The sequence below is a fragment of the Vibrio comitans genome, assembly GCA_024346835.1.
GTDB classification, from domain to species: Bacteria; Pseudomonadota; Gammaproteobacteria; order Enterobacterales; family Vibrionaceae; genus Vibrio; species Vibrio comitans.
The window spans coordinates 1,204,642-1,217,720 of record AP024867.1; the positions used below are offsets into that span (position 1 = coordinate 1,204,642).

General features: G+C 42.7%; 11 protein-coding genes. 9 read left to right on the forward strand and 2 right to left on the reverse strand.

Features of this window, described 5'->3' with window-relative positions; translation table 11 throughout:
- The first annotated feature begins 86 nt into the window (after positions 1–86).
- From OCU46_RS18815 to OCU46_RS18825, 3 genes are all read left to right on the forward strand, one after another.
- Positions 87–2,447: a Lon protease family protein gene (locus tag OCU46_RS18815; RefSeq protein WP_141271202.1), complete on the forward strand. Its 2,361-nt coding sequence runs from the start codon at positions 87–89 to the stop codon at positions 2,445–2,447.
- A gap of 4 nt (positions 2,448–2,451) precedes the next feature.
- The gene (locus tag OCU46_RS18820; RefSeq protein WP_141271201.1) at positions 2,452–3,144 is read left to right on the forward strand and encodes a class I SAM-dependent methyltransferase; all 693 of its coding nucleotides are present in this window, start codon (positions 2,452–2,454) and stop codon (positions 3,142–3,144) included.
- A 156-nt stretch (positions 3,145–3,300) separates the two neighbouring features.
- Positions 3,301–3,987: a MaoC family dehydratase gene (locus OCU46_RS18825; protein WP_141271200.1), complete on the forward strand. Its 687-nt coding sequence runs from the start codon at positions 3,301–3,303 to the stop codon at positions 3,985–3,987.
- 61 nt (positions 3,988–4,048) lie between these two features.
- On the opposite strand, the gene OCU46_RS18830 is transcribed toward OCU46_RS18825, so the two are convergent.
- On the reverse strand, positions 4,049–4,873 hold the full coding sequence (locus OCU46_RS18830; protein ID WP_141271199.1) for a phosphate ABC transporter substrate-binding protein: 825 nt from the start codon (positions 4,871–4,873) through the stop codon (positions 4,049–4,051).
- A gap of 148 nt (positions 4,874–5,021) precedes the next feature.
- Here OCU46_RS18830 and OCU46_RS18835 point away from each other — a divergent pair, with 148 nt between their 5' ends.
- Positions 5,022–5,375 (forward strand): DUF3024 domain-containing protein, encoded by a 354-nt coding sequence (locus OCU46_RS18835; protein WP_141271198.1) that lies wholly within the window; start codon positions 5,022–5,024, stop codon positions 5,373–5,375.
- Positions 5,376–5,379: 4 nt separating this feature from the next.
- Here OCU46_RS18835 and glgC read toward each other — a convergent pair whose 3' ends face one another.
- Positions 5,380–6,597: a glucose-1-phosphate adenylyltransferase gene (glgC, locus tag OCU46_RS18840; RefSeq protein ID WP_141271197.1), complete on the reverse strand. Its 1,218-nt coding sequence runs from the start codon at positions 6,595–6,597 to the stop codon at positions 5,380–5,382.
- A gap of 260 nt (positions 6,598–6,857) precedes the next feature.
- On the opposite strand from glgC, the gene OCU46_RS18845 reads away from it, so the two are divergent.
- The 5 genes from OCU46_RS18845 (at position 6,858) to OCU46_RS18865 (ending at position 12,761) form a co-directional block, all read left to right on the forward strand.
- Entirely contained in the window at positions 6,858–7,661 is an 804-nt protein-coding gene (locus OCU46_RS18845) for a hypothetical protein (RefSeq protein WP_141271196.1), read from the forward strand.
- Positions 7,642–8,685 (forward strand): hypothetical protein, encoded by a 1,044-nt coding sequence (locus OCU46_RS18850; protein WP_141271195.1) that lies wholly within the window; start codon positions 7,642–7,644, stop codon positions 8,683–8,685. The genes OCU46_RS18845 and OCU46_RS18850 overlap by 20 nt, the downstream gene beginning before the upstream one ends.
- Before the next feature lie 146 nt (positions 8,686–8,831).
- The gene (locus OCU46_RS18855) at positions 8,832–10,343 is read left to right on the forward strand and encodes an alkaline phosphatase (protein WP_141271194.1); all 1,512 of its coding nucleotides are present in this window, start codon (positions 8,832–8,834) and stop codon (positions 10,341–10,343) included.
- Between the two features lie 10 nt (positions 10,344–10,353).
- Positions 10,354–12,030: an alkaline phosphatase gene (locus OCU46_RS18860; RefSeq protein ID WP_141271193.1), complete on the forward strand. Its 1,677-nt coding sequence runs from the start codon at positions 10,354–10,356 to the stop codon at positions 12,028–12,030.
- A 56-nt stretch (positions 12,031–12,086) separates the two neighbouring features.
- Positions 12,087–12,761 (forward strand): hypothetical protein, encoded by a 675-nt coding sequence (locus OCU46_RS18865; protein WP_141271192.1) that lies wholly within the window; start codon positions 12,087–12,089, stop codon positions 12,759–12,761.
- Positions 12,762–13,079: the final 318 nt, after the last annotated feature.

Below are 13,079 nucleotides of genomic sequence, written 5' to 3' on the forward strand. Positions count from 1 at the left end.
AGTAGGTCCCAGCAATATCACGCTCCAGAGATTCGATGGCTAGAAAATCCATCTCTCTTTTCACCATTTTTCACATTGAGGTGACTATGGCTACATCTTCTCTATCTTCAAAAGCGCTTTATCGAGAAGCTGATCTCGACGCATTTCCATGTAAATCAACCAAAGACATTCCACCCATCGATGAAATCGTAGGACAAGAGCGAGCACAATCTGCGGTTGAGTTTGCCATGTCTATCCGCGAAAAGGGTTACAACATATACGCTATTGGTCGAAATGGTTTAGGCAAGCGCACCATGATATTGCGCTACCTCAAACGGCATCCCTTTGATCTTCATGAGCTTTATGATTGGTGCTATGTCGCAAACTTTGAAGATATCCGCGTACCAAAAGTGTTAAAACTGCCACGAGGTGTAGGGCAGAGCCTTCGTGGTGATATTGAAAAACTGATGACTAAATTGTTAAAAGCCATCCCCCTAGCGTTTGACAATGAGATGTATTTTTCGAGAGCAGACCGTCTAAAGAATCAGCTCGCCAATAAACAAAATAGCGCCTTGGAGCACCTGACTAAAGAAGCGAAAGAGAAGAGCATTAGCCTCTCTATCACTACGCAAGGAGATTATCAGTTTGTTGCGCTCAATGGCGAAGAACCGTACACCGAAGAAGCATTCGAACAACTCGATAAAAAGACGCAAGCGAATTTTGAAAAGACAATTGATAATCTTGAGGTTTCATTGCGTCATATCATCCGTGACTTAACGGAATGGGAAGAGCAATACTCAGATAAAATTCAGAAGCTAAACTCGGATGTGACCCTTGATGTCTTAGGCCATTTTATTAAAGAGCTAAAAGCAAAATACAAGAAGCATCCTGAAGTAAAGCAGCACCTTGCTGAACTGCAGGCGGACATTGTTGAGAATGTAGATATCTTTCTTGAAGATAGCAATGAGCAAGGGGAAATTGCGACGGCATCGTTAGATAAAAATCTTCCTCGCCGTTACAAGGTTAACGTATTGGTTTCTCAGCCAAAAGACGACCTGCCGATTATTGTGGAAGAAAGCCCGAACTATCATTCACTGTTTGGACATGTGGAAACTGCGACGTTTAAAGGAACCGTGTTTACGGATTTCTCTCTAATTCGTCCGGGCGCTTTGCATAAAGCCAATGGTGGTGTGTTGTTGATGGATGCGGTGAAGGTATTAGAGCAACCCTATGTATGGGATGGCCTGAAACGTGCACTGAGATCCCGAGAATTGAGCTTAACTGCCTTAGAAAAACAAGTGACAATGACAGGAGCCGTTTCTCTAGATCCTGAGCCTATTCCACTGGATGTGAAAATTATCCTATTTGGTGATTACCGCACTTATCAACTTCTCCAGCACTACGATCCAGAGTTTGCCGAACTATTTAGAGTGACGGCTGATTTTGAAGATGAGATGAAGCGCGATACGGATTCTGAGCTTCATTACACTCGCTTTATCTCCAGTATTGTTCACGACAACAAGCTGCTGCATTGCGATAAAAAGGCCATCGCTCGAATTATTGAGCACAGTTCTAGACGAGCAGGTGATCAGAACAAGATTTCTTTGCACTCTGCGAATATCGCGAATCTTCTTCGCGAAGCCAACTACATTGCGAGATCCGCTAGAGCAAACATTATCCGAGCTACGCACGTTGAAAAAGCACTATTAAATCAACTGTCTAGGGTAAGTCGTTTGCAAGAGAGCGTAATGGAAACCTTCGTTAATGGCACAACATTAATTCATACCCATGGTGAAGCGGTAGGGCAGGTTAATGCTTTATCAGTGCTAAGCACTAGTGATCATATGTTTGGTGCACCAAATCGCATTACAGCAACAACTTCCTACGGCACTGGTGAGGTGATCGATATTGAGCGCAATGTTGACCTTGGGGGAAGTATTCACTCCAAGGGGGTGATGATATTAACCGCTTACCTTTCTTCAGTATTTGGTAAAACGGCTAAGATCCCACTGACGACTAATATTACGTTTGAACAGTCCTATGGTGGTGTTGATGGTGATAGCGCTAGTATGGCGGAGTTTTGCGCTGTGGTTTCAGCGTTTTCAAAACAAGCTAATCGCCAAGATATCGCTATTACAGGCTCAATGAACCAATTTGGGGAAGCACAGCCTATCGGTGGTGTTAACGAGAAAATTGAAGGGTTCTTCGACGTTTGTAAAATTAAAGGAAGAAGTGCAACTCAAGGGGTGATCATTCCAAAATCTAACGTTCAAAACCTAATGCTGCGCTTTGACATTGTAGAAGCCGTAGAAAAAGGTGAGTTTCATATTTGGGCTATAGGGCATGTCTCTGAGGCCATCAAATTATTTACTGGCAAGGATGCGGGTATTGCTTCGGATGAAGGCAGTTATCCTATAGATACAATATATGGTATTGCACAAGCTAAGTTGAATTCTTTGAGGAAATAGTGACGTGAGTAATCCTATGTATACCAAGTTCGCAGATGAGTATGCGGACGTTGTACAGAACAATATTTATAACGCGCTTTTAGAAAGGCCTTCCATCTTAGCTATGATGGATGTCCAGTCGGGTCAAAAGGTACTCGATTTGGGTTGCGGATCTGGGGAGCATGCAAAAGATATTCAGAGTAAAGGCGGTATTGTTACTTGTATTGATTTATCCGAAGAGATGGTTGAGCTTGCTAAAGTGAATGCAATGCCTTTTCATGCCTATGCTCAAGATCTTGGTGAGGGCCTACCAAGTGAAAAAGAGGGTATGTATGATTGGGTGATTGCGCCATTAGTCATTCACTACTTAGAAGATCTAACCACTTTGTTTAAAGAAGTAAAGCGAGTACTAAAGCCCGGTGGGCAGTTCCTATTCTCTACACATCATCCAATCAATGATTTTGAGGTCTCTCCAAGTGGTAACTATTTCGCTACTGAGCGTATAACTGAAGAGTGGGACACCATAGGCGAACCGGTAGAGGTAAGTTATTATCGCAGAAGCCTGCAAGATTTGTTTGGATCTATCTTTTCTGCAAATTTATTAGTTTCTGCGGTTTCAGAAGGCAAGGCTTCACCCGCAATCGCAGAAATAAACCCGGAAACCTATGAAAGATTAAGTAAAAATCCTAGTTTCATTTACATCAAATGTGTTTCATAATTATTTCAATCCTGAGCGAAAGATGTGCATAATTAGGGGTAAATCGAAGTTTTCATTGGTATTTTACTGTCGAGTGGACAATCACTGGTTGAGTTAAAGTGTGATTTAGTTCAAAATTGGCGCGTTTTGGCTATTTAAAGCTTCACTGGAGCATGCATGAAAGTTGTTGATATTCTTAAACACAAACGTGGGAATCTTACGAGACACCATATGGAGTTTATGGATAGGATGTCCCCATCACTTCGAGAATATTGGAGTGAGTTGGTGAACCGTGCGCACGCACAGCACCTTTTCCGCTCTTGGGGTAGAGACTTTCATAAGCCTGCTGTCAATGAAGAAGTAGAAAATCCAGTCAAAGACACCATTGAAATGAAGCCTGAAGCCGAGGCTTTGTACAATGAACTGTCTGGAAAAATTGGCGAAGAGCTTCATATCGGCGAATGGTTTAGCATCGATCAAGAACGTGTTGATGCGTTTGGTAAAGTGACTGAAGACATGCAATGGATTCACACTGATCCAGAAAGAGCAGAACAAGAGTCACCTTTCAAAACGACGATTGCTCATGGCTTCTTGACCCTAGCGCTATTGCCTAGATTGTCAGATGCGGTCGATCCAGACAAGCCGCTATTTCCTACAGCAAAAGTGACTGTAAATATGGGAATGAACAGTGTTCGTTTTCCTTACCCAGTAAGAGTTGGCAGTAATATTCGCGCTCGTAGTAGCCTGGTTAAAGTGGTTCCTATTCAAAAGGGATTGGAAATAACCCGTGAATTGAAAGTAGAGATCGAAGGTGTTCGCAGACCTGCTTGTATCGCTGAATCGGTTATTCGACTGTACTTCTAATTGATACGATTTAAAAGAAGGGCCAAGCTTACGCTTGGCCCTTCTTGTTTATGAGCATTGCTTAGTCTTGCTCTTCATAGGGGGTGTAGCCTTGATTCTCAATGATTGAGCGAGCTTCTTTTGAAGTGACGTACTGAGCAAACTTAAGAGCAGTTTTGTCTTCAAGATCTTGATGGTAGAAGATCAAGAATGGACGCGCTAGGTCGTACTCTTTGTTTAGAAGGTTTATGGAGTTTGGTACTACACCATCAAAATTAAGTGGCTTAACAGAGGCATCGATAGAGCCCATGCTAATAAAGCCAATGGCTTGCTGATTGTCACTGATCAGTGTCTTCATCATGCTGTTGGTGCTTACCACAAGTGCTGAAGGGCTGATAGTCGATACTCGGCGGTCGTTCAGCACACGAGACAAACCAATTTGGTCTTCAAATGCATAACGAGAACCAGAAGAAACCTCGCGTGTGACGACTGCAATCGCTCTGTCGTCTCCACCCAACTCTTTCCAGTTAGTGATCTTTCCAGTATAGATTTTATAAAGTTGGTCTCGAGTGATGTTTTGCACAGCGTTTTGCTGATTAACCACAACTGCAAGTCCGTCGTAAGCGAACTGTTTAACAACAAGGTTATCCTGGTACTCACGCTCAGTGAGCATGCGAGAGCTCATGCCAATTTCAGCAACGTCGTTTCTCACTAAAGCAACGCCGGCAGTAGAACCCACACCTTGGACGGCAATATAGGTTTCATCGTGAGTTTTATTAAAGTTCTCAGCTAATATATCCATTACACGCGCAACTGATGTCGAACCACTGACATTGATTTGTGCTGCATTTGCTTTAACTGTACCAAGAGTCAGGCACATCAGTGCCGTGAGAATCACTCTAAACATAAGTTTCCTTCTTCAAACTATAATTGTATCTATCGCAACAGAGTAAGACGGTTGTGTTACAGAACTGTGACATAAATGGAGAATCTGTATCACTGTATGCCGTATTATCTAGTTTAGAAGATTACGATAAAAAAAGATGAGGTATTAGATGGAGTTATCTGAATTGGAGCAGCACCAATTAGTAAAATTTGCCTCTGATGCGTGCCATTCACGCAACCATAGTGTGTGTGTCGATCTAGGGAAGGCGGAATTTGAATTGGTAGACAATGGAATTCAGTTTTATCACTCTCAATTTAAACTCGACTCTCAACATGCGGACTATCGATATTTAGTTGCCAAAATACTATTACGTGATCAGCGATGGACGCTTTTGGTCGCGCATAGAGATCAATATGAGATGTTTGAAGGGTGGCATACCCACCCTTCAATAGAGCGCCTTGGAAACCAACTGCATCAGTTATTTGAAGAAGTCGAGCAAGATCCCCAAGGACTAATTTGGTAAAGCACTATTCGAAGATATAGCCTTCAGGAACGACAACAATACCTTGTTCTGAAATAGTGAATCGCTCACTGTCCAGTTGGTAATCGTAACCAATCTTCGTACCATCAGGTACCACTACGTGTTTGTCTATAATGCAGTTTTTTAACTCGCAGTGCTCACCGATTTTTACCTCATCAAACAAAATACTATTAATGATGGTTGCACCATCACCCACTTTTACATTTGACGACAGAATAGAACGCTGAACGGAACCACCACTGATCACCACGCCATTTGCCACAATAGAGTTAATGGAGATACCTTGATTACCTGTAACTGAAGGTACGGTTCTTGATGGTGGACGCTGACGCTCGTACGAACGAATTCCCCAGTCATCTTGATACAAGTCGATAGGTGGAACGGGATCCAGTAAATCCATATTGGCTTGATAGAAAGAGTCGATTGTACCCACATCTCTCCAGTACGCATCTTGAGAAACACGTCCTTCTTCAGAACCAAAGCGATATGCATAGACGCCCTCGGTATCGATAAGCTTCGGAATGATATCGTGACCAAAGTCATGGCTAGAGGCATCAATGGCAGCGTCTTGCTCTAGCGCTTCTACGAGCGCGTCCATGCTAAAGATGTAGATTCCCATAGAAGCCAAACTTTTCGTAGGGTCATCAGCCAAAGTAGGGGGATCGGCTGGCTTTTCTAAAAAGGAGATGATTTGCTTGTTAGGAGCGGTATCCATGACACCAAAGGCACTGGCTTCTTCTACAGGCACTTCCATACAAGCGATAGTAAGCGCCGCACCCGTTTCTTTGTGTTGCTTGAGCATGGGTTTGTAGTCCATACGATAGATGTGGTCGCCAGACAGCACGACAACATGTTTCGCTTCGCTTCGGGAAAGCAGCCATAGATTTTGGTAGATAGCATCAGCGGTGCCTTCGTACCAAGTCTCGCCCTTGCGCATTTGTGGGGGGACGGCGGTGATGTACTCTCCAAGTTCTGGATTAAATATCGACCATCCATCGCGCAAATGTTTTTGTAGCGAATGAGATTTGTACTGGGTGAGAACCAGAAGGCGGCGGAGTCCCGAGTGCAGACAGTTGCTCAGGGTGAAATCGATGATTCGATATTTTCCACCAAAGGGCACAGCCGGTTTTGCCCTATCTTGAGTCAACGGTGCGAGGCGGGAGCCCATTCCACCAGCCAAAATGACGGTTAATGTATCTTGCATTGCGACACTTCCTTGTTATTTTTATGGGGATGCTATTAATGTGCAATAACCAAGCCACATTACAAGCCTTTGTTTGTTATAGCTTTTGATGGGTGAAATTCAAGTAATGCACCATTATGAATAGCTATTTAGTGCATACGATCAATTTTGGTGCATTAAGCGGTGGGTTTGCCTTCATTAGGTGCTCTCAATAGGAAACAGTGTCATACGCATGCAATGATTGGATCATACTATCTTTGGCTCGCTTTTTAGGAGTCATAGTGAAACGTCAGCATTACTATCGTTACAGCATTTTTTCCTTACTGATTTTTACTTTAGTGGGGGTTCTGATCTACTTTTCGTCCCAGCATACAGTCTCTTCCGTACCACTTGAGCATCGGTTTAATTATAAATGTGATGTCTCACAGCCTACCGGGACTAGGGTGTTTCAAATTTATACTCCTGTAGCTATGGATACAGAACGTTTTAACGCCTATTTATGTGATGTATTGCTTATTGATAGTCAATACTCGCAGGTTGTTACGAGTCACTTACCAAGAAGCAATATTAGCGCAAATCACTTATCTACCGAGCCTTTCTCGCTGGTATTCTCACGTGATTATTTGATGAGCAGCGCTTTACCGGGCTTTCAAAGCTTTTACACAGAGTTATTAACGCTTCCCACTTACTATATTTATTGGGTGAGTTCACAACCCATAAGTCCTTCTCTGTTTCAGACAGTTTCTATTGGCTTGCTCAATGATGAAAAAAGTCAATCAGGGTATCTAGAGCCAGTTAGTTATCTGCTTCACTTGGGGCTCGATCCTAAAACTTTAGACATTCAACTCTTCAGTAATCGAGGAACAATGCAGCAAGCTTTTGATAGGGGCGACATTACAATAATGCCTTTTGCTTCTCTTAATTCAATTGAGAACTATGAGCATACGCAGCTTATCAATGATCGTGCGTTATTAGGTTCTTGGTATGTACATAGGTCAGTTCCTGCGGGGGTCGCTTATAGGCTCAATGCCATGTTAAAACAGCAGTTAAGAGAAATGAGAAGTTATGATTCGACCAAACAGTAGTGCCTTCACTCCGTTTGCTTTGGGATTACTTGCTTCATTATTGATTGTCTTTCTAATAGGCTATTTTTCTTCCCAAAGCGTTGAGACGCAGATTATTGAGCAATTAGCTACTTATTCCAATGATCTTGTCTTGATTTCTAAGTCGTACCAAAGTGTTTCCGACTTACTATTCCATATCCGAAATTCATTGGAGCAAGACCCACTGGTGTTCGAGCATACAGCTTGGTTAATCGGTGTTATTACACAAAGTATTGTCGTCGTTGAGGCGATTGACTACCCTGCAATTTCAGGGCGTCATTACAATCTAGTTTTTACTTTGGATAATATAGACATCGGCTTTCATTTCGTCTTTTTGCACCAATTTCAAGCTAAAACTTTATTCTGTTATTTCTTATTTTCGGCAACATCTATTGGGTTAATTTGGCGAGCGACTTGCCTTTTACCGTCGGTTACCTCTTGTGAGGAAAAACTCATGAATGTTAAGCCTGATAGTTTAAGTAAAGAACTTAAGCAGCAACTATCCAAGATGGATCCTAACCAATTAGCGTGGTTTGAACTAGCTTATGGAAGGTATGACTCCTTCGAGATAGCCCTTCAAATCAGTCAGCGAGAAGACAGCTTAGAGTTTGATCTAAAGAATCGTAGGCTATTTGTGAAAGGAATAGAAATACCTATGGCGAAAACACCTTTGTTTTATTATTACTGGTATGCCAAGCGAAAACAGATGGGCGATGAGCCTTATATCAACCCCTCTAAGATGCGTCCTGACACAATAGCTGGCGCCCAATTGGCCGATATCATGCATCGATATAACGGTACAGATAGAACCATAGAAGAATTGAAAAAACATGGTTTAAAGGCAAAGAGCTTAGATCTCAATCGAAACAAAGTGAAAGAGATTCTCATAGACGAGCTTGGTGAACTCGCACAAGCCTACCTATTTGATTCTCAACGAGACGCTCGAGATGCAAGGTCTCGTTATCAACTTAAGCTAGCCTCTTCATCTATTTCGTTTAGGCCATGATTTAGGTTTTTTTAGAGCAAAGAGAGATATCTCAATGAAGTAGTGAGAGGACTATTTCACATATCTGACATCCAGCATTTCTAGATTATGCGCATCGCTCAAGTTGTTTAGAGCGTACATAATCAACAACATCTAAGGTTATAGAAATGCTAAAAATCAAGGGGCTCACCCTCTCTATTTCGCTTGCATTAGCCGCTACCACGGTTAGTGCATCCTTGTTGCCGGACAATCAAGTTAATAGCGATTGGTATCAAAGTGCCGAACAACAACTCGATCAACAATTAGTGCAGTCTCCAACGTACGCTGCTAAAAATGTCGTTGTATTTTTTGCCAATGGAATGGGGCCGACGACACTAACGGCTGCTCGAATTCATGAGGGACAACTGCGCGGCGATCATGGTGAAGAAAATATTCTTTCTTTCGAACGATTTTCCGACACTGGCCTTTTAAAAACTTACAACACCAACCAACAAATCGCAGATACTGCAGCGAGCATGACTGCCATGACCACTGGTGTTAAGACTAAAGCTGGAGTTATGGGTTTAACCGATAACGTCGAACGTGGTGATTGTGATATCGATAATGAACAGTTGCACACACTTATCGAGTTAGCCACGCACAAAGGAATGGCGACAGGTTTGGTCTCTACTGGTCGTGTGACTCATGCTAGCGCTGCACCTCTTTACGCACACACTTCTAACCGCGATTGGGAGTCTGCGGTGTCAGGAGAGTGCAATGGTAAAGTTTCAGACATTGCTTATCAGTTAGTTCATGAAGCTGCACCTATCAACGTTGTTTTAGGCGGTGGTAGTCGAGAGTTCTTACCAAAACCACAAGGTGGTGTTCGAGCTAATACCGATTTAACCAAAGATTGGGTAGAGCGATTTGGCGAAGATGCAGCTTATATAGACTCGAAGCAAGCATTCCTAGATACGGACTTTTCTAATTCAGATCGCATACTTGGGTTGTTCAACGAAAGCCACTTAAATTATGAGTTTGATAAGGACACGAGTCTCGAACCTACATTGTCAGAGATGACTGAGGCGGCGCTAGAGTTGTTGGCTAATAACGAACGTAGCCAAGATAATGGTTTCTTGTTAAGCGTTTCCGCTAGTCGCATTGCGCATGGGCATCAAACAGGAACAGCGGCTAGGGCTCTAACTGAGACTATAGCTTTAGGTGATGCCGTTCAGAGCACAATTACTTATCTGTCTGACCATGGCATTCTCGAAGACACTCTTGTGGTTGTAGCTGCAGATCATTCTTATACGCTTTCTTTTGCAGGCTATCCTCAACGAGGCAATCCTATTTTAGGCATTTCTGAAAGCTATGATGGGCAAGGGTTAGATGGGATCGTCGACACTATTGATGGTCCAGGATATACCACGCTTGGTTATGCTAATGGTCCAGGAGCTTTTGTTTCTAGAGATGAAAATGGCGATCGTTTAAACCCAGAGTTTTCCGATACTGAAGCGCTTGACTATCAACAGCAAGCAACGGTACCACTCCAAGAATCCACTTCGGCAGGCGAAGACGTCCCTGTTTTTGCGACCGGCCCAAGAAGTTATCTCGTGCGCGGTACCTCAGAGCAACAATCAATCTTCCACGCGATTAATCAAGCTGCAGAGCTTGGTGCACAACAATATAGATCCAATTAAGGGCAACACTATGAAATATAAAACTCTTGCTTTGGCCATGACTTCTGCACTAATTCTAGCAGGTTGTAAATCGTCTAATTCCTCCAACTCTCCTGATGATGGGAAGGGAGATGGTCCTGATTACGGTTGGACCCTTGGAGAGCCAGTTGTATCTGATACAGCAAAGGTAAATTCTTGGTTTACACCAGAAGCTGAGCGCATTTCTAATATCCATACAGAAATGGAAACTGCACAAAACTCTCAACTAGGTAAAGCCAAAAACATCATCCTATTTGTTGGTGACGGAATGGGAATCTCAACGGTTACCGCGGGTCGTATTTTAGAGGGTCAAGTACAAGGAGGGCTTGGTGAAGACCATAAAGTTATCTTTGAAACATTCCCGCATACTGCTTTTTCCAAAACCTACAATGCAGATGCTCAAACTCCTGACTCTGCTGGAACGATGACAGCAATGATGACGGGGGTAAAAAACCGTCAAGCTGTATTGGGCATGGATGAGGAGGTTCATTATGTTGGAGGTGATGATTACTGTGACGATTATCAGAATAACCAACTTGTTACCGCCCTTGATCTTGCAAAAATGGCTGGCAAATCCACTGGCGTAGTAACGACCACTACTGTGACTCATGCAACACCAGCAGGGACCTATGGCGCTGTGCCAAATCGAAATTGGGAATATGATACTGCTGCTGACAATATCTGTGGTGATGATCTCGCAAAACAGCTGATTAATTATCAAAGCAAATACTCAGAGGGTTTTGCAGGTATTCAAACAGAACTGCCATCTGGTATGGATGTAATATTAGGCGGTGGGCTCAATTACTTTATTGAGAATGAAGGCGGCCTATTTCCAGAAGGAAAGCGTGAAGATGAAGATTTAACGGCTCTTTGGTTGGAGAACAATCCAACTGGTCAATTTATTGAAAACAAGAACGAACTGGCAGGGATTGATTTCACTAAAACTGATAGTTTGTTAGGGCTATTTAGTGGTGACTATCATGCATTTGACCTGCATCGAGAAGAGGATACAGAAGAGCCGTCACTGTCGGACATGACTGAAGCGGCGCTTAAAGTTCTGCAAAAGAATACCGAGGAAGGCTTCTTCTTAATGGTAGAAGGTGGACGTATTGACCATGGACACCACTTCGGCAGCACTAAAAACTCCCTCTACGACTTCATGGCATTTACCAAAGCAGTAGAGAAAGCCATTGAAATGACGGAAAGCCAAGCGGATGAAACCCTAATTATCGTTACAGCGGACCACTCACATACGTTTACCTTAGGCGGTCAACCTAAACGTGGCAACCATATCCTGGGCTTAGTCCATGACGTTAATGATGAACTGGTATTGGCGGACGATGGTTATCCATTTACCTCTGTTCATTACGCGAACAGTATCAATGGCGGCAAAGGATTAGATATACCCCTTGTAGGTAGCAAAGGTACATTTGACGAAAATGGCAGAAAACATCCAGGTACTCAAGAGGATGTGACTGCAGATAAGTATCTTCAACAAGCGACCGTTCCAATGTTTGTAGAAACTCACGCAGGGGAAGATGTGGGTATTTGGGCTACAGGTCCGGGTGCGGAACAAGTGCGTGGCGTACTAGAGCAAAATACTATCTTCAACATAATGGAAAGAGCCGGCAATCTTATAGAGAATGCTGAAATCGCTCTGAAACAATAAATAGTTCCGGAGCTTAGGCTCCGGACTTTTTCAAACAGTCTTCCTTGGAAATTACCGTGCAATATCTTATTACTTTATTCCTTTTTCTTTCATTCAGTGTTTGCGCTGAATTGCATACGCCAAATCTTTCTGCAAAATATGAGATTAGAGATCAGTTGGGCTTTCAAGTGAATCGTTCTGAGCTGATATTCTCAATTTTCGAAGGCCATGTAGTGAGAGAAGTACCCGAACAGAATATCATTGAGCATTGGGTACAAAGAAAAGATGGCAGGCATGTCTTTTATCGACATTTCCCTAGCCACAGAAAAAGCCTTTATTACAATCGAGGAGATCTCAGAGCGTTAAGCCTTGCTAGCAGTTGGGAGCAGGTATCGGAAGTCATTCCTTCTGTTTGGTTACAAAGTCTCAACTTGAAGGAGTTGAAGGACTCTGAGTTTGGGGAAGTAGAAGTATATCAAGGAACAATCGGAGAGTTTGAAGTGGAAATTGACTGGCTGAAATCGCAGTCGATTCCATACCGCTATAGTATTCGTAAACAGTATCAAAGGTTAACTTTGCAACTCACGGAGTTCGACTCTTCATCGAACATTAGTCAGAAGTTATCCGAGTGGGATAGTTATCAAAGTATTGATTTTTCAGATGCTATGGACATGGAAAGAGATACCTTTGTGCAGTATTTGATGTCATCAGGTCAACTCAATACCAATGGTTTGGGATTGCATCAGCACTGATAGCGCATATCGATTCCTTAACTTAATGTTGAATTAAGACCAGGCTAACAAAGTGATCAATAAAGACGGATAGGTGTACCAATTACACTCCAGTTTCGAAGGAAACAGTAGCTCCTAGTGAGCTGCTGGTTCATTTTGTACTAGTTATTGGAATTAAAAGTGAACTCACTATTGAAACATGGAAGGCTACAAATGACTGCGTGCTTTCTGTTTTAATTTTAAATAAAGTATTGATAAATAAGGAGTATGTGTTTTCTTTAGATTTCTAATATGAATCACACCAACATTTCTTTTTTTGTGCCAACCTATCTATAGTTA

What these genes read in the sequence shown, in the direction of transcription:
- OCU46_RS18815 (WP_141271202.1), top strand. Translation starts at nt 87, where the DNA reads ATGGCTACATCTTCTCTATCTTCAAAAGCGCTTTATCGAGAAGCTGAT.
- OCU46_RS18825 (WP_141271200.1), top strand. Translation starts at nt 3,301, where the DNA reads ATGAAAGTTGTTGATATTCTTAAACACAAACGTGGGAATCTTACGAGA.
- OCU46_RS18830 (WP_141271199.1), bottom strand. Translation starts at nt 4,873, where the DNA reads ATGTTTAGAGTGATTCTCACGGCACTGATGTGCCTGACTCTTGGTACA.
- OCU46_RS18835 (WP_141271198.1), top strand. Translation starts at nt 5,022, where the DNA reads ATGGAGTTATCTGAATTGGAGCAGCACCAATTAGTAAAATTTGCCTCT.
- glgC (WP_141271197.1), bottom strand. Translation starts at nt 6,597, where the DNA reads ATGCAAGATACATTAACCGTCATTTTGGCTGGTGGAATGGGCTCCCGC.
- OCU46_RS18850 (WP_141271195.1), top strand. Translation starts at nt 7,642, where the DNA reads ATGATTCGACCAAACAGTAGTGCCTTCACTCCGTTTGCTTTGGGATTA.
- OCU46_RS18855 (WP_141271194.1), top strand. Translation starts at nt 8,832, where the DNA reads ATGCTAAAAATCAAGGGGCTCACCCTCTCTATTTCGCTTGCATTAGCC.
- OCU46_RS18860 (WP_141271193.1), top strand. Translation starts at nt 10,354, where the DNA reads ATGAAATATAAAACTCTTGCTTTGGCCATGACTTCTGCACTAATTCTA.